Origin of the sequence: Altererythrobacter sp. C41 (assembly GCF_016803135.1) — a bacterium.
Classification (GTDB): Bacteria; Pseudomonadota; Alphaproteobacteria; order Sphingomonadales; family Sphingomonadaceae; genus Pelagerythrobacter.
The window spans coordinates 37,952-61,468 of record NZ_JAEVFE010000006.1 but is presented as its reverse complement, the minus strand read 5'-3'; the positions used below and the strand labels follow the sequence as shown (position 1 = coordinate 61,468).

Below are 23,517 nucleotides of genomic sequence, written 5' to 3'. Positions count from 1 at the left end.
CGGGTCAGAAGTCCATCTTGACCGTCGCGAAGAAATACCGGCCGACGACGCCGTAGATTCTGTCGTCGCGATAGATCGTCGGCATGTGCGTAGGCATGATGTTGAGGATGTTGTTCACCCCGATGCCAAACTGGTATTTCTCCGTGATATCATATTGCAGGGTCAGGTCGTTGTAGACCTTGGCCGGGATATGCTGCCGCGGATAGGCTTCGTCGGAATCGGTATTCAGCTCGTAGGTGGCGGCGCTGATGAAGCGCGTATTAAGTGCGATGTTGAGGTCGCCGACCCTGTATGCGGTCAGCAAGTTCGCCCGAAACCGGGGATTCTCCCAGGCGCCATCGGACACGACATCGCCTTCGGGGATTCCAGGAGTGGTTTCCGTCACCTTGTCGAGCAGGTAGCTGCCCTTGAACGAGAGGCTGAGGACGCCGCCGCCCACCGGCCGGCGATAAGCCGCCCCGATGTCGATGCCGCGCGCATAGAGCCGCGCCGCGTTCAGCTGGTTCGATTCGACCCGCGTCGCATAATGGGTGGTCGGATCGCGCGTCACCCGCGCGCAATAGGGGTTGTCGATCGTGGGCGCATCCACGCAGAGCCGGATGAGGGTGGCGTAGGAGAACTGGGTGATGACATTCTTGATGTCGATATCCCAATAATCAACCGTCACATCGAGACCGGGCAGGAAACCGGGTTGCAGAATGACGCCGAGCGTCAGGCTGTTCGAGGTTTCCGGCTTGAGATCGGGGTTGCCGCCGGTGACGACCACCGGCCCGATCCTGGGGGTCTCGAAGGGAGTATCGATCCCCAGCGCCTTGCAGTTCGCGGCTCGCGTCTCGGAGGCGTAATACAGCGCCAGCGAACAGGCATCGGTATAAGCCCCGGTGAGCGTCTCGACCTTCGCTTCGTAGAGCTCGCCGAAATTCGGCGTGCGCACGCTGCGTGAGCGGACGCCGCGGAAGCTGATCCCGTCAACCGGCGACCAAATGGCGCCAGCTTTCCAGGCGTGCGTGCTGCCGACAGTGCTGTAATCCGAATAGCGATAGGCGCCCTCGACCTCGAGCCGGCGGGCGAACGGCAGATCGCTCAGGACCGGAATGACCATTTCCCCATAGGCTTCGCTCACATCGAACGACGCGTCGAGTTCCGGATGTTCGGATGGACCGGCGCCGTAGACAAGCTCGCCGGCGAGTGCGAGCGGATCGTCCCGCGTCGTCAGCGTTTCCTTGCGATGCTCGACACCTACGGCGACCGAAACGTCTCCATAAGGAAGTGCGAACAGCGGACCGTTGATATTCGCGCCGTAGACCTGCTGCGTGTTGACCCGCCGCTCGTGCCGATCGGCCATTGCCCATTTGATCTGCGCCTCGGTCGCCGGTTCCGTGCTGAAGATATCGAACGGCACGCAGCCGGCGGCACGAGCTGCCTCGTCGCGGCAAACGGGTTCGCCGGTAACGGGATCGGCAATCGCGTCGCGCGCAGCGATCCAGTGCGATTTCCACGGGACATTCGCTTCGGTGACGTTGTCGGTCACGCGGCCATATTGCCAGAATGCTTCCCATTTGAAACCGGAGCCCAGATCCCCGCCAAGCGAGGCGCCGATGGTATAGCTTTCCCGGTCGTGATCTTCTTCCCGTTCCGGGAAGTTGCCGTAGGTGCGGTCGATATACAGCGACGTGAGGTTGTTATCGATCATCACCTGCCGGACGGAGTCGGGCAGATAGGGGTTGTCCAGCGTGGCGCTGGCGCCGCGTCCACCGGGAACCGGGCCGGAGAAATAGGTGGTCCGGCTGTCGTCACGCCAATAATTGTACGTTCCATCGTACTTCTGCCGCGCATAGGAGAAGTGCGTGCCGAATTCGATGGCGTCGGTGATCTGGTAATCGACCCGCCCCATCAGCGCCAACGACTTCAGGCCGCCGCGGAATTGGTCGCGGTCGCTCAGGTTCCGGCCGTCGCCCCCATCGCACACCGCATATTGGCCGGGGCTGTATTCGATGTCGCAGCGGGATTCGCGGATATTGCCGTTCTCGACCATGTAGCGCTGGCCGTTCAGCCAGTAGGTCGGGACATAGTCATAATAGATCTGCCTGGTGTTCGGGGACAGCACACGATCGGGAATTCCGTCATCGATCCCGGTATTGTCGGGATTTGCCCGGTAGGTCGGCCAATCCCGCCAGTCGAAGCGGTCGGTATAGATCAGGGGATTGGATTGTGAGTAGGTGCCCCCGATCGAGAACGAGCCGCGGCCCCCGGCAAACTTGCCGCCAGTGGCGACGGAGACAAGGTATTTCGCGGCATCGCCTTGCTCCGAAATACCGGCCAGTCCCGAAATGTGGAGGCCTTCGATGTCGCGCTTGGTGATGACATTGACCGCGCCGGTGACCGCGTCCGCCCCGTAAATTGCGGCAGCGCCGCCGGTCACGACCTCGATCCGCTCGATCATGCTTACCGGAATCATGCCGATGTCGACCGCGGAGGATCGTGCCGAACCGGACACGCGACGCTGTCCGTCGATAAGCGTCAGACTGCGATTGGTGCCGAGATTGCGCAGGTTTACCGCCGCGATCCCCGCATCCCAGCCCCGGACGTCGCTGCTGAGATTCTGGTTGGTGCCGAGCGCAGGGTCCAGTTCCAGCGCCTCGATGGCACTGGTTCGGCCGATATCGAGCGCCTGCTCCATGCTGGTGACGCTGACGGGCATGGGCGACTCGAGTTCCGGTCGGGCGATGCGCGACCCGGTCACGACGATCATGTCGCCGGGCGCCACTTGTGACGCGGCATCGGCCGCGAGTCCTTCGTCGGGTGACGACGATGCTTGCTGCGCAAATGCCGGTGAGACGCCCGCCATCAAAAGGGAGATGGCTGATGTCGCGCGGAATAGGCTTGCCTTCGATCCCATTAGTTCCTCCACTAAACCATTGTGTTTGTTATTGAATCTGTATCCGTTTCAAGGTCGCCCCGCCGGATCGCCTAATTGCCGTCAGCCTGATGGCCGACAGCTACGACATGAACGATAGCGTTAATGTAGACCTGCCAGATGACCCAGCGATAGTCAACTTCTTCTTTATCTCTCTGTTTTATGGCATTTTTATGAATATGATCCGCGGGAGAATCGCTCACTGGACAAGAGCTCTGGGCGATTCTACGATAACGATAATGTTATGAGGGAGATGTCGCCGGATGGCCCGTAGCGCAATTGCCCGTTCGTCGTACTTGCACACACGCCTGACAGCGGCTCACCGTTCGATGTCCGGCGCTCGTCCTTGGCCGCCGACGCGGCGGCGCGATGACGGCTCGGCCATCGCACATCGTTGCGGCGCCCAGGCTTCTCGGTCACTGCTCCTCAACCAGGGCGTCGCGACGCGCGCCCCACAAACGCCGCCCGCTCTCGCACGCCGCCAGCAATCGATTGGACCAGCCAGATGACCGACGCCCAGACAGCGACCGCCGACGCGGCACCGATCAAGAAGATGCCGCGCAAAGCCTGGCTTATCATCGGGCTGCTGATGGCATTGCTGGTGCTGAACTATTTCGATCGGCAAACGCTCTCGATCCTCAAGCCAATCATGAAGGCCGAGCTGGCGTTCGACGACGAAGCCTATTCGCTGCTGACCTTCGCGTTCATGCTGCCCTACATCCTCATGTACGTGGTGAGTGGCCGGCTGATCGACCGGTTCGGCACTCGGGCCTCAATGACGGTGTTCGCGATCGGCTGGTCGGTCGCCAATATCGTGTCGGGTCTGTCGCATAACTTCGGGCATCTCGTCGCGTCGCGCGTCCTGATGGGCGCCGCCGAGCCCGGCGCGTTTCCGGTCGTCCAGCGCGCCATTCTGAACTGGGTGCCGATCGAGCGACGCGCGCTGGCGATCAGCATAGCTACGCCGGCCGGCAATATCGGGGCCATCCTCGCACCACCTTTGATCGCCTTGCTGGCGACCGGAATCGGCTGGCGCGCGGCATTCGTAATTCCGGGGGTGATCGGAATCATCGTAGCCATCCTGTGGTGGTTCGCCGACACCCGGCACACTCCGCCCGCTCAGCCGATGGCGGACGCGGCGCCGACCTTGCCCGAGCCGGTCGACGACGGCGACGCATCGGTCCGCGGACTGATGCGCGACAAGAGATTCTGGTCGATCATTGCGGTCCGCATGCTCAGCGATCCGGTCTGGTATTTCTATCTGTTCTGGATTCCCGGTTATCTGCAGGAACGCGTCGGTCTGTCGCTGTCGGAACTCGGGTTGGTCGGCGGCCTGCCATTCATCGCCGCCGTATTGATGTGCATGGTGCTCGGCCGGGTGGTCGACCGATTCACCGAACGCGGGCATGACCCCATCCGGGTCCAGCTTCGCATTTTCGCATTCACTGCCGCGCTGATGCCGTTGGGCGCCATCATCACCATGACCTCCAGCGCCGCCCTGGCGATTGCCATCATCACGATCGTCGTTGTGGTCTGCCAGGCCTGGTTCGTCGGCTATAACGTGCTCCTGGCCGGGCTGTTTTCCGCTCGTGTCAACGCGTCGGCGGTCGGGATTCTCGGCGCGGTCGGCGCCAGTACCTCGCTGATCCTCAACCTGCTCGCCGGATCGATCCTCGAACAGTTCGACTACGTCGCGCTGTTCGTCGGGCTCGCGGTCCTGCACCCGCTGTCGGCGGTGATCCTGATCGTGGTAATCGGGCGCAGCCGGCGCGCGATTTCAGCGCGTGCTTGATGCGCGGATCACGAGTTCCGGCACGATTCGGTCGGTGACGACCCGATCGTCTGCCGTGCCCTGGATCCGGTCGAGTAGCCGGCGCGTGGCGCGGCGGGCGACCTCCTCAAACGGCAGCAGCAGCGTGGAAAGCGGCGGTTCCATAAACCGGGTGAAGGGATGGTTGCCCCAGCCCATGACCAGTACGTCGTCTGGGACGCGGATACCGCGCTCGCGCAGCGCGCGATACAGACCGAGCGCGTAATAGTCGTCGCCGACGACGAAGGCGTCCGGCCGCCGGCCGCGATCCAGCAGATCGCTGGCGACGCGATAGGCATCGTCGGCATGCCACGATTGCGAGACGCGGAACGAGCGCGGCGGCGGAATCAGCGCGAGATTGTTGCGGGGATCGAAGGCCAAACCGTGCCGCTCGAGCGCGTGCCGAAACCCTTCGGTGCGCAGCCGGATGGTTGAAAACGGCATGTCCTCATCAAGCAGCACGATGTCCTTCGCGCCGCGCGCCAGAACCGCCTCCGTGGTGAGCTGGATGCCAGCCTCGTTGTCGGTCGAGTAGAAGTCGACACCCAGCTCGGGCAGCTCGCGGCTGACGAGAACGAGCGGAATGCCCGCCTTGATCACCGGCGTCCAGGCATCGGAGCGTTCCTGCACCGGCGCCGCGATGAGACCGTCCAGGCCGGATCGCAGCGCGCGGTTGATGGCGTCGCGCTCGCGCTCCGCCGATTCGTAGGACAGCAGCAGCAGCACCGTGTAGCCGGCATGCTGCGCCTGCAACTCGACCTCGCTGACGAGGTCGGCGAAGAAGGGATTCGAAATGTTGGCGATGATCACGCCGATCGTCTTGCGCGCGCCGAGGACGAGCGAGCGAGCGTGGACATTGGGCACGTAGCCCAGGCGTTCGGCCTCGGCCTTGATGAGGGCCCGCGTGGCCGGGCTGACGCCCGGCCGATCGTTGAGTGCGCGGGAAACAGTGTTCGCCGTCACGCCGGCGACTTTCGCCAAATCCTGAAGAGTGGGCTGACGCCGCCCCCTGGTTTCGTCAGTCATGCCTACGCCCCTTGATCTGGCTCATGAGTCTAGCGTCCGATGCTCCAGTCGCCAAACATACATTATCGTTATCTCTAAATGGGCTTGATTCCCCACACATCAAGTCCTCCCATCACTGGACGGGATGATAAAACCATCAATATATCAACTATCTATAAGCACGTTGACTGGGTTGACGGGTTATGGCAGGAATAACATTATCGATATCTAGATATATCGTCATTGTAGATAACGACACGGGAAGGAGTGGGATCAGGCAGGGAGTTCCGAGTGGCGCACGCCCCCCCACCGTTCCAGTACCGCCAGCACTTTCATTCTCGGCCGGCCGCTCATCCACCGAGGCGTCGCGGCATGGCCGCGTACGAATTCAGATCACCAACAGGAAAGAAACGCCCCGCAATGCCCAAGCACAATGCGTCAATCAGCGTCCCCCGCAGCGAGGTTCCGGTTATCGGAAGCTATGACGTCGTCGTCTGCGGCGGCGGTCCGGCGGGGCTGATCGCCGCGGTCGCGGCGGCGCGAAACGGCGCGAGGACGCTGCTGATCGAACGCTATGGCTTCGTTGGCGGCATGTCGACGAGTGCGTTGGTGACGCCGATCAGCGAATTCCGGCATTTCGGCAAGCAGCATATCGGCGGCATCCCCTTCGAGCTGCTGGAGAAAGCGGCCGAACTCGGCGGCGCAGACGTCACGCGCGAGAGCGGCAATTTTCCTGTCAACGACGAGATCCTGAAACTCGCTGCCCAGCGTCTGCTGCTCGAAAGCGGGGTGACGCTGCTCTACCACTCCTGGTTTTCGGACTGTGTCGTCGAGGGCGACCGCGTCACCCATGTCATCGTGCAGAACAAGGCGGGCCGCGTCGCCTACGAGGCGGAGGTGTTCGTCGATTGCACCGGCGACGCCGACCTCGTGCGCGCGGCCGGCTTCCCGACCACGAAGGGAGACGTGCTGCAGCCGGCGACACTGTGGTTCCAGTTGGGCGGCGTCGATACCGACGCGCTCGGTTATCTGTTCGGCGACGCGGTCGACGGGATGCTGCCGGTGTCCGAGGCCATCCGCGGCCGGCTGCTCGAACTCAACGAACAGGGCGAGATTCCGATTTTCGGCGGCCCCTGGATCAACAAGTTCTTCCACGACGGCATGGTGAGCATCAACGTGCTCCGCGAGGCGACCGACGCCAGCGATCCCGAGTGGTTCACCAAGACCGAATGCAGCCTGCGCGAGAATCTGCAGCTCATCATCGAAGTGCTGCGCCGCGAATTTCCGGAATTCCGCGACTGCTGGCTGGCGAAATCGGGCATCCAGACAGGCGTGCGCGAATCCTATCACATCGTCGGCCTCTACGAGTTGCAGCGCGACGACATCCTGTCCCCGAAGGCCTTCCCCGACACGATCGCGAAGGGCGCGCACGTGATCGATATCCATGCGAGCGACAGCAACGATCAGAACGGCCTCGTCATCCCGCGGCAGGAATATAACGTTCCCTTCCGCTGCCTGGTGCCGCGAGGCAGCGTCAACCTCGTCACGGCGGGCCGCTGCCTGAGCGCGGACGGCCCCGGCTTCGGCTCGGTTCGTGTGATGGCGACCTGCATGGCGATGGGCCAGGGCGCAGGAACGGCGGCCGCCCTGAGCGTCAAGCACGGCTACAGCATGTCGGCGATGAACTTCGAGCATCTGCGCGAAACGCTGATCGCGCAGGGCGCGGTGGTCGATTTCGACAATGTCGTCGCCCCGGCGGCACCGATCGAACTGACCACCTATCCCGCGGTCAGCGCTGCCCGGTGATGCTGCCTCCCGAAAGAGCATGAGATGAGCGTCGCCCAGCCCCGCTATGATCGCGCACGCCTGACAGCCGGGATCGTCCATATCGGCCTGGGCAATTTCCACCGCGCCCATATGGCGGCCTATCTCGACGATCTGTTCGCGCTGGGCGAGGATCACGACTGGGCCATCCTCGGCGCGGGGGTGCGCCCGGCCGATGCGCGGATGCGCGATGCGCTCATGGCGCAGGACTGGCTGTCGACGGTGATCGAGCTCGACCCCCAGGGCAAGCGCGCGCGCCGTATCGGTTCCATGATCGGCTTCGTGGAGGTCGATCCCGCGAACGGCCCCCTGATCGCCGCGATGCGCCGGCCGGAAATCCGCATCGTCTCGCTGACCGTTACCGAAGGCGGCTATTTCATCGATCCCGCGACCGGCCGCTTCGACCCGTCGGCGCCCGAGATCGTCGCCGACGGTACCATGCCCGATCGCCCGGCGACCGCCTTCGGAGCGATCGTCGCGGCGCTGGCGGCGCGCCGCGACGCCGGCGTCGTGCCGTTCACGGTGCTGTCGTGCGACAATCTGCCCGGCAACGGCGATGTCGCGCGCGCCGCGGTGGTGGGGCTGGCCCGCCTGTCCGATCCCGGCCTCGCCGACTGGATCGACGCCCATGTCGCCTTTCCGAACGCCATGGTCGATCGCATCGCGCCGGCGACCGGCCCACGCGAGCGCGCGATGGCGGCGGCCTTCGGCCTCGGCGACGATCCAGTGCCGGTGACGTGCGAGCCGTTCCGCCAGTGGGTGATCGAAGACCGCTTCTCGGCCGGTCGCCCTGCCCTCGAGAAGGTCGGCGCTACCTTCAGCTCTTGTGTCCACGATTTCGAGACGATGAAGATCCGCATCCTCAATGGCGGCCACGCGATCATCGGCTATCCGGCGGAACTTCTGGGAATCGAGCATGTCCACGAGGCGATGGCCGACCCCACGATCGCGGCCTTCGTCGACAAGATCGAAAGCGACGAGATCGTGCCGATCGTCCCCCTCGTTCCGGGTCATGACCTGAGCGACTACAAGCAACTCATCCTGCAGCGTTTCTCGAATCCCGAGATCGCCGACACCGCGCACCGCCTGTGCTTCGACGGATCGAACCGGCAGCCGAAGTTCATCATCCCGTCGATCCGCGACAATATCGCCAGAGGCGTCATGCCGAAGGGACTGATCCTCGCCAGCGCCCTATGGTGCCGCTATTGCTACGGCACCGCCCCCAATGGCCGCGCGATCGCCCCGAACGATCCCGATTGGGACAAGCTGACGGCCACAGCCCGCGCGGCGAAGCAGGATCCCGTCGGATGGATCGGAATGCGTGCGATCTACGGCAACCTTGCGAACGATCCCGCCCTCGTCGCCGCGTTCGCGGAGGCGCTGCATCTCGTCTGGGATGAGGGAGTGCGCGGGGCCATGGCGCGCTACATCGAAGGCTGACCGATGCGACGCGCGCCCACCCGGATCGATGACGGTCTGACGCTGTCGAACACCGCCTTCCAGACAAACCCTGCGAGCCTTATATTATGACGGGATATCCGTTCAGCCGCCGCACCCTTCTTCGCGCCGGCGGACACGCCGCGCTGGTCGCTGCGCTGGCGCGGGCGCCCGCACTCGCCGCGCCGAAATTCCTCGACGATCCGTTCACGCTGGGCGTCGCCTCGGGCGATCCGGCGCCCGATGGCTTCGTCATCTGGACCCGCCTGGCGCCGAAACCGCTCGAACCCCATGGCGGCATGCCAGCCGAGGCCGTGCCGGTCGGCTGGGACGTCGCCGAGGACGAATCGTTCCGCCGGATCGTGCGTACCGGCGTGGCGCTGGCACGGCCCGAACTGGCGCATTCGGTTCATGTCGAGGTTGGGGGCCTCGGCAGCCATCGCCGCTACTGGTATCGCTTCGTCGTCGACGGGATCGCGAGCGACATCGGCACCGTCCGCACGGCGCCCGCCGCCGGAGCGACGCTGGACCGGTTGCGCATGGCGGTCGCCGGATGCCAGCATTACGAGCGCGGGCTCTTCACGGCTTGGCACCATATCAGCCAGGAAGCCGACCTGGATCTCGTCTATCATTACGGCGACTATATCTACGAAGGAAAGGCGGCCGGCCTGGCGGCGGCAGCCAAGGCGCCCCTCGTGCGCCACCACAACAGCGACGAGATATACAGCCTCGACGACTATCGGCAGCGCTATGCGCTCTACAAGACCGATCCCGATCTGAAGGCGGCGCACGCGGCCGCGGCGTTCGTATCGACCTTCGACGATCACGAGGTCGAGAATGACTGGGCGGGCGATCTCGATGCCGGCACCACGCCCCCGGAAGTGTTCCTGCTGCGCCGTGCCGCCGCGATGCAGGCCTGGTACGAACATATGCCCGTGCGGATGACCCAGTTTCCGTATCGGGGGTCGCCGCGCACCTACCGGCGGCTCGATTTCGGCCAGCTCGTGCGCCTCCACGTCCTCGACAAGCGCAGCTATCGCAGCATCCGTCTGTGCGAGAAGCCCGGCAACGGCAATTGCGTCGATACGCGCGACACGCCGGACACCCTGCTGGGCGGGGCGCAGGAGCGCTGGCTGGGTGAAGGTCTCACGCCTGCTTTCGCGTGGAATCTGCTGGGACTCGGCGGGCTCGTCATGCCGTTCGATCGGTCGGCGCAAGCGGTTCCCTCGAACGGCTACGACAACTGGACGGGCTATCCCGATGCACGCGAGCGGTTGATCGGGATGATCGGGGAACGCGGCAAGAATGTCGTCATCACCGGGGGCGACAGCCACATGTTCTTCATCGGCAACCTGCCGTCGCGTCGCGGAGATCTCGAAAGCCCATCGATCGCGCCCGAGTTCCACGGAACGTCGGTCAGCTCGATCAGCACCAACGGATTGCCCATCGGCCCCGATCCGCGCGCGGCGACCAACCCGCATATCTCGATGATCCACGATCAGCGCGGCTATCTGCTGTTCGATGTGGCCCCCAAGACCTGGCACGCCGATCTGCGCGTTGTCGATCAGGTGTTCACACCAGGTGGCCGCATCAGCACGCTGGCGCGCTACGTCGTGGAGCCCGGCAGGCCGCAAGCAGTCAAGGTCTGATCACCGCTCAAGGCGGCGGATTTCATCTCTCATTTGGAAGTTCCAATGACACGTTCTCCATTGATTGCCGGTCTCGAACTGGGCGGCACCAAATGCGTCGCCATTCTGGGAACCGAACCCGACGATGTTCGGGCTTGCGAAACGGTGCCGACCACCGATCCCGCCGCGACGTTGGCTGCGCTGGAAAAGGTGCTCGACAGCTGGCGCTTCGATGCGCTCGGCGTCGCCTCCTTCGGACCGCTGGATCTCGATCCGCACAGCCCCGGCTTCGGATCCGTCAGCGCAACCCCCAAACCCGGCTGGACGGGAACCGATCTCATGCGCCGGTTCGCCGCACGCTACGGCAAGCCGTTGGCGATCCAGACCGACGTGATCGGCGCCGCGCTTGCGGAGCAGCGCTGGGGCGGTGCGCAGGGGCTGTCGAGCCATTGCTATATCACGATCGGCACGGGTGTTGGTGTCGGGCTGATCTCGGGCAACCAGCCGGTGCAGGGCGTAGCGCATGGCGAGGCAGGGCATATGCGCGTGCGCCGCGCAACCGGCGACGGCTATGCCGGCTGCTGCCCGTTTCACGGTGATTGCGTCGAGGGGCTCATCTCGGGACCGGCTCTTGTCGAGAGGTTCGGCCGACCCGGACAAGATCTTGCCGAAGACGGCCCCGAATGGGATCTGTTTGTCCATGACCTCGCAGGGCTGTTGCATAACCTGATCGTCACTGCCGCACCGGAGCGGATCGCAATCGGCGGCGGCGTGATGGCATCACGAGCGGAGTTGTTTCCGAAGTTGCGTGTAGCGCTCGCTGCAAGCATTGCCGGGTATGGATCGCTTGCGGCCTATGCGGAACAACTTGGCCACCGTCTGGCCCCGCCGAAGCTGGGGCCGATGACCGGTCCATTGGGGGCGCTCGCGACTGGACTGGAAGCTTTGAGCGGCGCCAGCCGGTAACTTTCGATCCAGCAACCACGCCGGCACCGGTGATGATGCTCAATCGTGCGGTGCCAGTGGCCAGAGTGCACGGCGTCGAGGCTGCGATCGAGTTGATCGAGCCCTTGGTGCCGGAACTCGACGGCTATTTCTATTTCCATGGCGCGCGCGGAGCCTTGCTCAAGGCGGGCGGGTGCGTCGTACCTCTGCGCCTCCGCGCAAAACAAACCCGAAATAACCTGTTTGGCACTTTTTTATTGACATCGTGACGCTCTTTGGTTAGAAAAGCAAAATATCGCGATGGTGTGATTCGAAACGGGCGGTGCCGGGCTTCCGGCGCCGCCCGTTTGCGTCTCGGGCCGTCGCACAGATCGAACCGGGAGCGACATCATGGCTCAACGCCGTACGAACACCCTGCGCAAACAGGTGAGGATCTCGCCCACGCAGAAGGCGCGAGGTGGCGAAGGCATTCTCGACAAGCACTGGCGGACCTATTTCCTGCAGGAGCTCGCGACATCGCGCTCGCCTTCGGGGTGCCGCCGATGCTGCTCGGGCTGCTAGGCGACAACACCTACGCCAACTGCCGCGAGGCCAACCGCGCGCTGTGGGCAAGATCCTCGCCGGCCTGTGAGGGGCTGGCACCGTGGTTCCCCGAGGCCGCGCTGGCGGTCGACCTCGACCGGGTGCCCGCGCTGGCCGAGGATCGGGAGCGGCTGTGGACGCAGGTTTCATCGGCCGAGTCTCTCTCTGCGGATGAGAAGCGCGCCATCCTCGAGCTGGAGTAAGCAGCAAAAAATGCATGGGGGTGAGCCAGCTCACCTGCACCTTCAGCGAGAACCGCCGATAGTCGGAATGTCGCACGGGATTGGCCCATGCCTGATCATCGAAGCCCAGCGCATCGAGATCAGCAATTTTTTGGAGAAACGAACATGATCCGTGAGGACATGATCGCCCGGCTGATCGCCGAGGCGAAGGAAGGCGGCTGCGAGCTGGTGACGCTGCGCGCGATCGTCGAAGAAGCGACCGATCTCGGCGCCGACCGCGCGCTTCAGCGTACCGGGCTCGCCGATCCCGATGCGCGCGACGATCTCGACGAGCTGCGCAAGCTGCTCCAGGCCTGGCGCGACGCCAAGGCGAGCGTGTGGCGCGCGGCGCTGGCGTGGCTCGTACGCGGGGTGCTGGCGCTGGTGCTGATCGGCATCGCCGTGCGGCTTGGATTGACCGAGGTACTGCGGTGATGCGGCTGGCCGGTTACGCGGCACTGTTCGGCCGCGCGGATGCGAGCCGCGATACGATCCGGCCCGGCGCCTTCGCCCGCACGCTTGCCGAGCGGCAGGAGCCGCTGCCGCTCTATTGGCAGCACCGGCCCGAGCAGCGGATCGGCTGGGTCGAACGGATCGCGGAGGACGCGCGCGGCCTGCGCGTGATCGCCGCACTCGACAACCCGGACGGTCGCGCCTCTGCGATGCTCCGCCGGCGCGCGGTGAGCGGGCTGAGCTTCGGCTACCGCGCGCGGCGCTTCCGGCACGAACCCGCGGGCCGCGTGCTGGAGGATGTCGAGCTGTTCGAGGTGAGCCTCGTCACGCATCCGCTGCAGCACGCGGCGCGGGTGCATCTGATCATCTGACCCCCCTCCTCTGAAGAGGAGGGGGCTATTTTTTGTCAGCCCGAAGAAAGGTGAATTGCCCGATGGATATGCCCGTTACGCCCACCGCCCCCGCCGACTCGCTCGAGGAAAGCTTCGATCTCGTCGCACGGCAGGAGAAGACCGAGACCGATGTCGCGGCACTGCGCACCGATGTCGACGAAATCGGCCGTGCCGCCCAGCGGCCCGCCATTTCCGGCGCGAATGACAACCCCGAGGTCAAGGGCTTCGTCGACGGATACTTGCGCCGCGGCTCCATCGCCGAGGTCAAGTCGCTTTCGACCGGCGTTCCGGCCGACGGCGGCTACGCCGTGCCGCGCGAGATCGACGCGGAGATCGCCCGCGCCCTCACCGATATCAGCCCGATCCGCTCGATCGCGCAAGTCGTGCAGACCGGCACGAGCGGCTACCGCAAGCTGGTGAGCACCGGCGGCACCGCCTCGGGCTGGGTCAGCGAGACCGCCGGGCGGCCCGAGACCGCGACGCCGCAGTTCACCGAAATCGCCCCGCCGAGCGGCGAGCTCTATGCCAACCCGGCGGCGAGTCAGGCTATGCTCGACGACGCGGCGTTTCGACGTCGAGGCCTGGCTGGCCAGCGAGATCGCGATGGAGTTCGCCCGCGCGGAAGGGGCCGCGTTCGTCAACGGCACCGGCGCGAACCAGCCGGCGGGCTTTCTCGCCGCACCTTCGTCGGCCGTCGACGATGGCGCGCGGGCGTTCGGCACGTTGCAATATGTCCGCAGCGGCGATGCCACGGGCTTCGGGAGCGATCCCGACCTGGCGCTGATCGTGCTGGTGCACACCCTCAAGGCGGGGCACCAGCAGGGGGCGAGCCTCGTCCATGAACTCGTCCACGCTGGCCGAAGTACGCAAGCTCAAGACTGCCGATGTCACAGCCCGTCACTTTCGAATCCGCGACCCCGCGCTTCGGTCTGCGCCATCTTTTTCCGGCGCAATCCCAGAAAGAATTCATCGTCAACGAATCGCATGCGCTTCTCGACATGCTCCTGCACTGCGCGGTCGAGGGCGAGGCGAACGATCCGCCCCCTGCGCCCACGGAGGGCGAAGTCTGGATCGTCGGCCCTGCACCGACCGGCGAGTGGAACGAGCACGCAGGCCAGCTCGCCGGGCGCCAGGCGGGAGCCTGGCTGTTCGCTGCGCCGCAGGACGGCATGCGAGTGTTCGACAGGGCGGCACGGCAGGCCGCGCTTCACCAAGGCGAATGGGTGCGGGCGGTCGCCCCGGAGAGCCCCGCGGGAGGGTCCACCGTGGATGCCGAGGCGCGCGCTGCGATTGATAACCTTATCGAAACCCTCCGCCTCGCAGGAATTTTACCCCGCACCGATTGAGGAACCCAATCGTGGGTCGCGCGTTCGGGGTGGCACAGGAGGGTCTTTTTCGTTCAAGATTTCGGCCGGAGCATCCCAAAGCGAGGCATTATTGCAACAGTTTCGGGATATTGGCCGCTTGCCTCCCTCTTGGGGAAAAGTTAGAAAACAGAGCACACGGTGGCTCTATTTCGCTGAAAAGGGGAATTATATAATGCGGAAACTCGTCATTGGATTGGCGATGGCCTCTACGGCCCTTGCATCGCCGGCCCTCGCACGTGACGGCCAGTGGTACATCGAAGGCCAAGGCGGCCCGATGATCGTCGAAGATCTCGACTTCGACATCGTCGATGCCGACGGCGAGGTCATCGACACCGCCGGCGCCGACATGGACAAAGGCTACGACTTCGGTGGTGTGGTTGGTTACGACTTCGGTGGCTTCCGCCTCGAAGCCGACGCCAGCTATCGCTCCGCGTCGATCGACACGCTGACCACCGAGGGCGACCAGTTCGGCGCCGGTGGTGACGCCAGCGCCCTCGCGTTCATGCTGAACGCGCTGGCCGACTTCGGTGAAGACGACGGCCTGCAGGGCTTCGTCGGTGCCGGTGCCGGTGTTGCGCGCACCAGCCTCGACGCGACGGTTGGTGGTGTCGACGTGCTCGACGATTCGGACACGGGCTTCGCGTGGCAGGCTCTCGCCGGCATTCGCGCTCCGCTGACCGACAGCATCGACGTCGGTCTGCGCTATCGCTTCTTCAACGCCGACGACGTCACGCTTGTCGACGCGGACGGTGGCGAAGTGGACACGCGGTTCCGGTCGCACTCGATCCTGGGCACGCTGACGTTCAACTTCGGTGGCGAACCCGCGGCTCCGCCGCCCCCGCCGCCTCCGCCGCCGCCCCCGCCGCCTCCGCCGCCCCCGCCGCCTCCGCCGCCTCCGCCGCCGGTGTGCAACCAGGGGCCGTACATCGTGTTCTTCGAATGGGACAAGTCGGACATCACGCCCGAAGCAGCCACCATTCTCGACAACGCGGTGTCGGCGTACACCAACTGCGGCACGGCTTCGGTCATGCTCGCCGGTCACACCGACCGGTCGGGTACGCAGACCTACAACATGGGTCTGGCCGAGCGTCGTAACGAGTCGGTCCGTTCGTACCTCAGCGGCCGAGGTGTTCCCGACGCGCGGATCTCGAGCGAAGCGTTCGGCGAATCGCAGCCGCGCGTTCCGACCGCCGACGGCGTGCGCGAACTCCAGAACCGCCGGGTGGAAATCACCTACGGTCCGGGTTCGGGCATGTAAGTCTCGCGAAAGCGACGATTTCAATGGAAGGGGCCGGAGCAATCCGGCCCCTTTTTTGTTAAGCTAGGGTCCTCGCAAGACAGGAGCCTTTCATGATTCGCCTATCTTTCCCCATCGCCCTGACCGCCGTGGTCGCGCTTGCCGCATGCTCTCCCGCTTCGGATACCGCGGAACAGGACGCATCGAGCGAGACTTCTTCGAATGATACTGCAGCGACTGAGACTCCCTCGAGCGGGACGGTCGGATCGGCCTCGCTGGCGCTCGCCGACGGCACGCCTGCCGGGACGGTCGAACTGCTGTCCAATGGCGGCAATCTTTCGCTGAAGATCGCGGTCACGGGAATTCCGGAAGGGACCCATGGCTTCCATCTGCACACGACGGGCGAATGCACGCCGCCCGACTTCACCTCCGCGGGCGGGCACCTCAATCCCGCCGGCAAGGAGCATGGCCACGAGAATCCCGCCGGGAGCCATATGGGCGACCTCCCCAACCTCGAAGTCGCTGCCGATGGCACTGCGTCGACCACGGCCGACCTGGGCAGCGGAGACCAGAGCGTGATCGACTCGCTGTTCGACGCCGACGGCACTGCAGTGGTCGTGCACGCTGATGCGGACGACTATCGCACCGATCCCACCGGCAATGCCGGCTCGCGTCTCGCCTGCGGAGTGCTCGCACGCACCTGACGCGAAGCGCGTCTAGCGCAACTCTTCACCTGCTGCGCGTGCGCGTTCGACCACGGTCGCGCCCGCAGCAGGCACGAGCTTGAGCGCGGCGAGCAGCAATACGAAGCCGATCGGCACGGCCACCAGCGTGGACATGATGCCGAGGGTCAGGTCGTCTCCGCTGATCGCGGACACGTAGCCCGCCATGAAGGGGCCGATTCCGAGCCCGATCAGCGTGGTCGAGAGGAAGAAGATCGCCGTGGCGAGACCGCGCATGCGCGGCAGCACGAGCGCCTGACTGCTTGCGGCCGCCGCCCCGAGCGCCGACGCCGACGTCAACTGCGCGAAGAAGCTGGCGATGTAGAAGACCGTCAGGCTGGAGGTGTTGTAGGCGAGCACGAGCGGCGGCACCGAGGACAGAAGCCCGAACATGATCACCCAGACGCGTCCCGTCGGGCGGCGTTCCAGCAGGAAGTCCGCCATTCGGCCGCCGCCGATGACACCCAGGAAGCCCGCCAACGCCGAAGGCGCGCCGAGAAACCAGCCGAGATCGCTCTTGTCGGCCCCCAGCGCGCGCTCCGCATAAGGCGCGCCCCAGTAAGCCGCGGAATAGGCAACGAAGGCCACCGTGCCGTAGCCGAGCACGACCGTCAGGAATGCGGGCGATCCCCAGGTGAGCCGGAATGTCGGCAGGTCGCGCGACTTGAGCGACATCGTCCAGCTGAACACCGCGTAATAACCGACGCCGAGGAACAGCCATTGGTCGGACACGCCGGGAACGAGCGCCGAAGTCGCTGGAACGAGCGACGAGAGCAGCACCACGAGCATGGCGAAGAAGATCGCGCCGGCGATATTCACGGCCAAGGCGCCGAGTCCCCGCATGGCTGCGCCGATCAGAGTGAAGGGCGGGATCACCTGGACCAGCTCCTCCAGGAACCCGCGGAACGGGTGTGGATCTTCCGGCGTCGGCAATCCGTCCATCGCGCCGCGGATCGGCTCGCGCAGCGTCAGGATCCACAATGCCAGGAGCAGGCCGGGAATGCCCACCGAGAGAAAGGCGGCTTGCCAGCCTACGAGCCCCAGCGGTCCGCCCTCGGGATAGGCCGCGTTCCAGTTTTCGACCACCAACCCGCCGATCAGCAGCGATATGCCGCCACCGAGATAGAGGCCCGAGGAATAGATCGCGAGCGCGGTCGCGCGCAGGCGGGCGGGAAACCAGTCCGAAATCAGCGAATAGGCGGCAGGGCTGGCGGTCGCCTCCCCCACACCGACACCGATGCGCGCCACGGTCAGCGTTGCGGCATTGCGCGCGAAGCCGGAGAGTGCGGTCATCGCCGACCACAGCGCCAGACCGAGGCTCATCAGCCGCAGGCGCCTCCAGCTATCCGCCAGCCGCCCGAGCGGAATGCCGAACAGCGCGTAGAACACCGCGAAAGCCGTGCCGTAGAGGAAGCCGAGGTAATCGTCCTCCACCCCCAGATCGAGCTTGATGTCGTTCGCGAGGATCGAGAGAATCTGCCGGTCGATGAAGTTGAGTACGTAGACGATCACCAGAACGCCGAGTGCGTACCAGCTATAAGCCGGTACCGTTTCCCGCGACCGCTCCGCATCGGCGGGCGCGGGCGACTCGTCAGTCTGGATGTCGTTCATACGTGATCCCGTCCTCCAACCCCGCCTCCGCAAACCCCTTTTGACGCAAGCGGCAGCTGTCGCATACCCCGCACGCGCGGCCGGTCGGGCCGGGCGCGTAGCACGACCAGCTCAGCCCGGTGTCCAGGCCCAGGCGATGCGCCTCTGCGGCGATCTCGGCCTTGCTCATGTGCTGTAGCGGCGCGTTGATGGCGATCGCACGCCCCTCGACGCCGGCCTTGGTGCCGAGCCGCGCCATCTCCTCGAACGCGGCGATGAATTCCGGCCGGCAATCGGGGTAACCCGAATAGTCGAGCGCGTTCACGCCGATGAAGATGTCGCGCGCGCCGACAGCCTCGGCACAGGCCAGCGTGAGCGAAAGAAACACGATGTTGCGCGCGGGGACGTAAGTGACGGGGATCTCTTCCCCCACGCCGCCGGTCGGCACTTCGATGTCGTCGGTAAGCGCCGAACCACCGAAGACGGTGAGGTCGAGCGGAAGGACGATATGCCGCGTGCACCCGAGCATGGCGGCGATGTTCCTCGCGGCCTCGATCTCGACCCGGTGGCGCTGACCGTAATCGATCGTCAGCGCATGCAAGGCAAAGCCACGCTCGCGCGCCAGGGCAGCGGATACCATCGAGTCGAGTCCACCGGAGAGCAGCACCACCGCAGCGTCGCGCCGATTGTCCGCATTCGATCCCATTGTTCCGGGCTAGGGAGAAAAGCCGGACGGAGCAATCGAAAGCGTTGCCCCGTCGCCCGAGTCAGCGGCAGGTCCCCGTCCGGCGCGCCTCGGCAGTGAACTGGAACGGGAGGCCGCCGGCGATTCCCTGGCTTTCCACTTGGGCCAGCGAGCCTGTTTCCCGGCGAATGCTGGTTCGCCCGTAATTCGCGCCGCGGCAGGTATACTGGATCGTCACTTCGTCGCGCCCGTCCTCGATCACGTAACGCGAGCACTTGCTGTTCTGATGGCGCAACTGGATCAGTTCGCGCCCGGTCCTGACGCAGATCTGCTGCGCCGGGCTGCCGTCTCGGAAACGCAACTGCCACTGTCCCGGTTCGAGCCTGTCGAGCATCGACAGGCTCGGCGATTGCGCAGCAGCAGAAATCCCGGCTGCGAGCCCGACAGCTATCGCAATCGATCGAAATGCAGCGACGGACGACTTGAGCATCGATCTATCTCCAGACAACACGCCTGACTGTTAAATATGTATCATGCTCGTGACGGCAAGTCGTTGCACGAATGCGACAGTCCGTTCAGGCCTCGATCTCGAACACTTTCGAACAGAACGCGCAGTCGACCATAATCTTTCCGCTTTCGTCTCGCATGTCCGCCCGGTCCTCCTCAGGAAAGCGCTCGATGATCTGCGTATAGTGTTCGACCGAGCAACGGCATCCCCGCGCGATCGGCGCGCCCGGCTGGACACGCACTTCCTCCTCCTCGTGAAACAACCGCCACACCAGTGCGTCGAGCGAAAGCGCCGGATCGACGAGTTCCTCGTGCCGCGTGCTCCCGGCAAGCGCGACCACGTGTTCCCATTCCGGATGATCCATTCGCGTGTGAAGCCGCTCGCGGCCCTCCTCGCCGTCCGCCAGATGCTGGATGAGCAGACCCCCGGCGACGCAGCCGTCCTCTCCGGCGCGCGCGGCGACCCGGATGAGCGTGGGGATCTGTTCCGACTGCGCGAAATAGGTCTCGCAGGCTTCCGCCAGCGTTTCACCTTCGAGGGGCACGACGCCTTGGTAACGCCCCTTGCCGCCAGCCATGTCGAAGGTGATCGCGAGGTAGCCCTTGCCGAACAGCGCTAAGAGCGATGGATTGGCGCCGAGCTCGGTCAGCCGTTCGCGGTCGAAATCGACGTAGCCGCGAAGCTGCCCGTCGCGGTAGTCGCACACCAGCAGGCGCACCACGCCGCTTTCGGTCTGGGCCTGCATCGTCAACTGGCCGCTCTCGTCCTTGAGCAGCCCGCCGATCAGGGTCGCGAGCACGAGCGCTTCGGCCAGCAGATGGGTAATGGCGGGCGGATAATCGTGCGCCGCGAGAATTTCGTCGATCGCGCGATCGAGTCGCACGGCCTTGCCGCGCGCATTGCGCGCCGGGATCGTGAAGCCCAGCAGCTTGTCGGAGAAGGTTTCGGTCTGGTCCGTCATGCCGCGCATATGGGGCAGCGAGTCAGCGAAAGTAAGGCGTGGACGCGCTCAAAGCTTCCCGAAGCACCAGAGCAGGACCGACTTCTGTGCGTGAATGCGGTTCTCCGCCTCGTCGAAGACGACCGATTGCGAGCCTTCGAATACGCCCTCGCTCACTTCCTCGCCGACATGCGCCGGCAGGCAGTGGAGGAAGCGCGCATCAGGCTTGGCACGTGCCATCAGCGTTTCGTTCACCTGGAACGGCGCCATCGCCGCGAGCTTGGCCTCGGCATGCTCCTGCCCCATCGAAATCCAGGTGTCGGTGACGAGGATGTCTGCGCCTTCCGCGGCTGCAGCCGCGTCGTTCGTCAACAGGATACGCGCACCGTTCGCCCGCGCGGCCTCGACGAACTCTCCGTCCGGTTCGTAGCCAGGCGGAGTGGCGACGCGGACGTTGAACTTGAACAGGCCGGCCGCCTCGAGGATCGAGTGCAGAACGTTGTTGCCGTCGCCGAGCCAGGCGAGCTCGAGCCCGGGCAGCGGTTTGCCCTGTTCGATGACTGTCAGCAGATCGGCGACGATCTGGCACGGATGCGACCGGTCGGTCAGCCCGTTGATCACCGGCACGCTGGCATGGCGCGCCATCTCCTCCGCCTTCGCGTGATCGTCGGTGCGGAGCATGATCGCGTCGGCCATGCGGCTGAGCACGCGCGCGGTGTCGGCGATCGATTCGCCGCGGCCGAGCTGGCTCGACGCGGAATCGAGCACCAGCGCCGAGCCGCCGAGCTGGCGCATGGCGATATCGAAGCTGACCCGGGTGCGCGTCGAATTCTTCTCGAACACCATCGCCAGTACATGCCCGGCGAGCGGAGCGTCGGCGTCGGCCTTGCCTCTGGGCCACTCGCGGCGCGCCACCTTGCGCTGCTGCGCATCGTCGATCATCGCGGCGAGCGCGTCGGTCCCCGCATCGGAAAGGTCGAGGAAGTGGCGAACGGCCATCAGGCGGCCTCAGGGATCACGTAGTCCGCCGCGCCGGCCGAGAGCTTGTCGAAGAACTCGTCGATCTCGGCATCGCCGATCACCAGCGGCGGCAGGACGCGCAGGGTGTTGTCGCCCGCGGCCACTGTCAGCAACTGATGATTGTCGCGCAGGTGGACGAAGAACGGGCGGCTTTCGACCTTCATCTTCAGCCCGAGCATGAGGCCCTTGCCGCGGACGAGCTCGAACAGGTCGGGATAGTTGCCGATGAACTGTTCGAGCCGGGCGCGGATGCGCTCGCCCTTCTCGGTCACTTCGGCGAGGAATTCGTCGTTCGCGACCGCGTCCATCACTGCCGTGCCGGCGGCCATCGCCAGCGGGTTGCCGCCGTAGGTCGAGCCGTGCGTGCCGAAGCCCATCCCGCGCGCAGCCTTCTCGGTCGCAAGGCAGGCGCCGAGCGGGAAGCCGCCGCCGATCCCCTTGGCCGAGGCGAGGATGTCGGGCTCGATCCCGTAGTGCTCGTGCGCGTAGAACTTGCCCGTGCGCGCGACGCCGCACTGAACCTCGTCGAGCACCAGCATGAGGTCGTGCTCGTCGGCCAGGGCTCGCAGCCCCTTCATGAACGCCTCGGACGCGGGGCGAATGCCGCCTTCGCCCTGGATCGGCTCGACCAGGAAGCCGGCCGTATCGGGACCGATCGCCGCCTTCGCACCTTCGAGATCGTCGAACTCGACGTACCTGAAGCCGCCGAGCAGGGGCATGAAGCCCTTGTGCATCTTCTCCTGATTGGAAGCGCTGATGGTCGCCATCGTCCGTCCGTGGAAGGCGTTGGTGAACGTGATCAGCTCGTAACGCCCGTCGTTGCCGGCCGCCTGATGGTAGGCACGCGCCGTCTTGATCGCGCACTCGACCGCTTCCGCGCCCGAATTGGTGAAGAACACCGTGTCGGCGAAGGTCTTGTCCACCAGCCGCTGCGCCAGGGCCTCGCCTTGGGGGCTGCCATAGAGGTTAGAGACGTGCATCAGCGTCGCGGCCTGGCGCTGGATGGCGCCGATGAGGCCCTCGTGGCTGTGGCCGAGCAGGTTGACCGCGATGCCGCTCGCGAAATCGAGGTAACGCGTGCCGCCTTCGTCGATCAGATGGCAGTGATCGCCGCGCACCGGGCGCACACCGCAGCGTGGGTAAACGGGCATGAGCGGGGTGATCGACATCGGCAGAATCCTTCGCGAACGGGATCGGGAAACGACAAATGGCGGCCCCTGAGAGCCGCCATTCGCACCGTTTAGTTTTTCGCTGCCGTCCGGTCAAACACCGGGCGGGAAGCGGGCGTGTCAGCCCTGGACGGGCACCAGGTTGACCGCCGAGTACTTGCCTCGTCGATCGACCTCGAGATCGAACTCGTAGCGTTCGCCCTCGTTGATGCCGGCCAGGCCGGAACGCTCCACCGCGCTGATGTGCACGAAGGCATCGGGCTGTCCATCGTCGCGGACGAGGAAGCCGAAGCCTTTCATCGCGTTGAAGAACTTGACCGTGCCGGTCGCTTTCTCACCGGTCAGCTCACGCTGGGGAGCACCCCCGCGGTCGCCCCGGTCGCCGCGATCCTCGCGGTCGCCGCTGCGCGCCTGCACCGGCACGACGTCGCCCACGATCTGCAGATCCTGCGCGGAAATCTTGCCGCCACGATCGACCAGGTTGAATTCGAGCTCCTGCCCCTCGCCCAGACCTTCGAGGCCGGCGCGCTCGACAGCGCTGATATGGACGAACACGTCCTCACCGCCGCCTTCCTGCTGGATGAAGCCGAAGCCTTTCTGTCCGTTGAAGAACTTGACCGTGCCCTTGCCGGTGCCGACGACCTGTGCCGGCATGCGGCTGAAACCGCCACCACCGCCACCACCGCCGCCGCGCGGTCCGCCACGGTCGCCGCCGAAGCGACCACCGCCTCCGCCGCCACCGAAACGATCGCCACCGCCACCGAAGCGGTCACCGCCGCCGAACCGATCGCCGCCGAAACCGCCCTGTCCGAAATCTCCGCCAGGTCCACCGAAAGGATCGAACCCGTCTTCACCGAAACCATCGCGCTTGTCGCGTCCGCGACCCCGGCGGCCTCTATCGTAACCCATAGTTCAACACGTACCTTCGCACCGCCCCCGAACTCTCCCATGCCTACCGGACGGACGGGCCCCGGCAAGGTCACGTCGGTGGCCAACCACGCGAATGCGCTGGATCCCCACCTGCCAAACGCCAACCATAGCGCAGAAAGTGTGCCTGCGCGAACG

21 protein-coding genes and 1 pseudogene are annotated in these 23,517 nt (G+C 65.1%); 13 read left to right on the top strand and 9 right to left on the bottom strand.

What is annotated here, in order from left to right; translation table 11 throughout:
• Positions 1 to 4: 4 nt before the first annotated feature.
• Positions 5 to 2,848, bottom strand: a complete 2,844-nt coding sequence (locus JNO53_RS11430; protein ID WP_203111126.1) for a TonB-dependent receptor plug domain-containing protein — start codon at positions 2,846 to 2,848, stop codon at positions 5 to 7.
• 463 nt (positions 2,849 to 3,311) lie between these two features.
• On the opposite strand from JNO53_RS11430, the gene JNO53_RS11425 reads away from it, so the two are divergent.
• Entirely contained in the window at positions 3,312 to 4,709 is a 1,398-nt protein-coding gene (locus tag JNO53_RS11425; RefSeq protein ID WP_203111124.1) for an MFS transporter, read from the top strand.
• On the opposite strand, the gene JNO53_RS11420 is transcribed toward JNO53_RS11425, so the two are convergent.
• A complete protein-coding gene (locus JNO53_RS11420; RefSeq protein ID WP_203111122.1) occupies positions 4,695 to 5,753 on the bottom strand; it encodes a LacI family DNA-binding transcriptional regulator in 1,059 nt (352 codons plus the stop codon). The two genes, JNO53_RS11425 and JNO53_RS11420, sit on opposite strands and share 15 nt — an antisense overlap.
• 399 nt (positions 5,754 to 6,152) lie before the next feature.
• Here JNO53_RS11420 and JNO53_RS11415 point away from each other — a divergent pair, with 399 nt between their 5' ends.
• The 12 genes and pseudogenes from JNO53_RS11415 (at position 6,153) to JNO53_RS11360 (ending at position 16,522) form a co-directional block, all read left to right on the top strand.
• Positions 6,153 to 7,538, top strand: a complete 1,386-nt coding sequence (locus tag JNO53_RS11415) for an FAD-dependent oxidoreductase (protein WP_203111120.1) — start codon at positions 6,153 to 6,155, stop codon at positions 7,536 to 7,538.
• 24 nt (positions 7,539 to 7,562) lie between these two features.
• Entirely contained in the window at positions 7,563 to 8,996 is a 1,434-nt protein-coding gene (locus JNO53_RS11410) for a mannitol dehydrogenase family protein (RefSeq protein WP_203111118.1), read from the top strand.
• A gap of 86 nt (positions 8,997 to 9,082) precedes the next feature.
• The gene (locus JNO53_RS11405) at positions 9,083 to 10,642 is read left to right on the top strand and encodes an alkaline phosphatase D family protein (protein ID WP_203111116.1); all 1,560 of its coding nucleotides are present in this window, start codon (positions 9,083 to 9,085) and stop codon (positions 10,640 to 10,642) included.
• A gap of 45 nt (positions 10,643 to 10,687) precedes the next feature.
• Positions 10,688 to 11,587, top strand: coding sequence for an ROK family protein (locus JNO53_RS11400; protein ID WP_203111114.1), 900 nt, complete (start codon positions 10,688 to 10,690; stop codon positions 11,585 to 11,587).
• Between the two features lie 32 nt (positions 11,588 to 11,619).
• Positions 11,620 to 11,835: a hypothetical protein gene (locus tag JNO53_RS11395; protein ID WP_203111112.1), complete on the top strand. Its 216-nt coding sequence runs from the start codon at positions 11,620 to 11,622 to the stop codon at positions 11,833 to 11,835.
• Positions 11,836 to 12,099: 264 nt separating this feature from the next.
• Positions 12,100 to 12,351, top strand: a complete 252-nt coding sequence (locus JNO53_RS11390) for a hypothetical protein (RefSeq protein ID WP_443111176.1) — start codon at positions 12,100 to 12,102, stop codon at positions 12,349 to 12,351.
• 144 nt (positions 12,352 to 12,495) lie between these two features.
• Entirely contained in the window at positions 12,496 to 12,804 is a 309-nt protein-coding gene (locus JNO53_RS11385) for a DUF6127 family protein (protein ID WP_203111110.1), read from the top strand.
• Entirely contained in the window at positions 12,804 to 13,193 is a 390-nt protein-coding gene (locus JNO53_RS11380) for an HK97 family phage prohead protease (RefSeq protein ID WP_203111405.1), read from the top strand. The genes JNO53_RS11385 and JNO53_RS11380 overlap by 1 nt, the downstream gene beginning before the upstream one ends.
• A 62-nt stretch (positions 13,194 to 13,255) precedes the next feature.
• Positions 13,256 to 14,100 (top strand): annotated as a pseudogene (locus JNO53_RS11375) (phage major capsid protein); the annotation flags it as partial.
• A complete protein-coding gene (locus tag JNO53_RS11370; RefSeq protein ID WP_203111403.1) occupies positions 14,099 to 14,560 on the top strand; it encodes a DUF2793 domain-containing protein in 462 nt (153 codons plus the stop codon). The pseudogene JNO53_RS11375 and the gene JNO53_RS11370, both read left to right, overlap by 2 nt.
• A gap of 193 nt (positions 14,561 to 14,753) precedes the next feature.
• A complete protein-coding gene (locus JNO53_RS11365; RefSeq protein ID WP_203111107.1) occupies positions 14,754 to 15,839 on the top strand; it encodes an OmpA family protein in 1,086 nt (361 codons plus the stop codon).
• Positions 15,840 to 15,931: 92 nt separating this feature from the next.
• Positions 15,932 to 16,522, top strand: coding sequence for a superoxide dismutase family protein (locus tag JNO53_RS11360; RefSeq protein ID WP_203111105.1), 591 nt, complete (start codon positions 15,932 to 15,934; stop codon positions 16,520 to 16,522).
• Between the two features lie 12 nt (positions 16,523 to 16,534).
• Here JNO53_RS11360 and JNO53_RS11355 read toward each other — a convergent pair whose 3' ends face one another.
• From JNO53_RS11355 to JNO53_RS15475, 7 genes are all read right to left on the bottom strand, one after another.
• On the bottom strand, positions 16,535 to 18,151 hold the full coding sequence (locus JNO53_RS11355; RefSeq protein ID WP_203111103.1) for an MFS transporter: 1,617 nt from the start codon (positions 18,149 to 18,151) through the stop codon (positions 16,535 to 16,537).
• Positions 18,132 to 18,836, bottom strand: a complete 705-nt coding sequence (gene queC / locus JNO53_RS11350; protein WP_203111101.1) for a 7-cyano-7-deazaguanine synthase QueC — start codon at positions 18,834 to 18,836, stop codon at positions 18,132 to 18,134. Before queC ends, JNO53_RS11355 begins: the two co-directional genes overlap by 20 nt.
• Before the next feature lie 61 nt (positions 18,837 to 18,897).
• A complete protein-coding gene (locus JNO53_RS11345) occupies positions 18,898 to 19,209 on the bottom strand; it encodes a DUF3617 domain-containing protein (protein WP_338015344.1) in 312 nt (103 codons plus the stop codon).
• Positions 19,210 to 19,390: 181 nt separating this feature from the next.
• Entirely contained in the window at positions 19,391 to 20,284 is an 894-nt protein-coding gene (gene hslO / locus JNO53_RS11340; protein WP_203111095.1) for an Hsp33 family molecular chaperone HslO, read from the bottom strand.
• A gap of 48 nt (positions 20,285 to 20,332) precedes the next feature.
• Positions 20,333 to 21,262 carry an ornithine carbamoyltransferase gene (gene argF, locus JNO53_RS11335; protein WP_203111093.1) on the bottom strand — a complete coding sequence of 310 codons (930 nt, stop codon included), beginning with the start codon at positions 21,260 to 21,262 and terminating at the stop codon, positions 20,333 to 20,335.
• On the bottom strand, positions 21,262 to 22,452 hold the full coding sequence (locus tag JNO53_RS11330; protein WP_203111091.1) for an aspartate aminotransferase family protein: 1,191 nt from the start codon (positions 22,450 to 22,452) through the stop codon (positions 21,262 to 21,264). The genes argF and JNO53_RS11330 overlap by 1 nt, the downstream gene beginning before the upstream one ends.
• A 120-nt stretch (positions 22,453 to 22,572) precedes the next feature.
• Complete coding sequence (locus tag JNO53_RS15475) at positions 22,573 to 23,361, bottom strand: cold-shock protein (RefSeq protein WP_203111089.1); 789 nt, start codon at positions 23,359 to 23,361, stop codon at positions 22,573 to 22,575.
• Between the last annotated feature and the right edge of the window lie 156 nt (positions 23,362 to 23,517).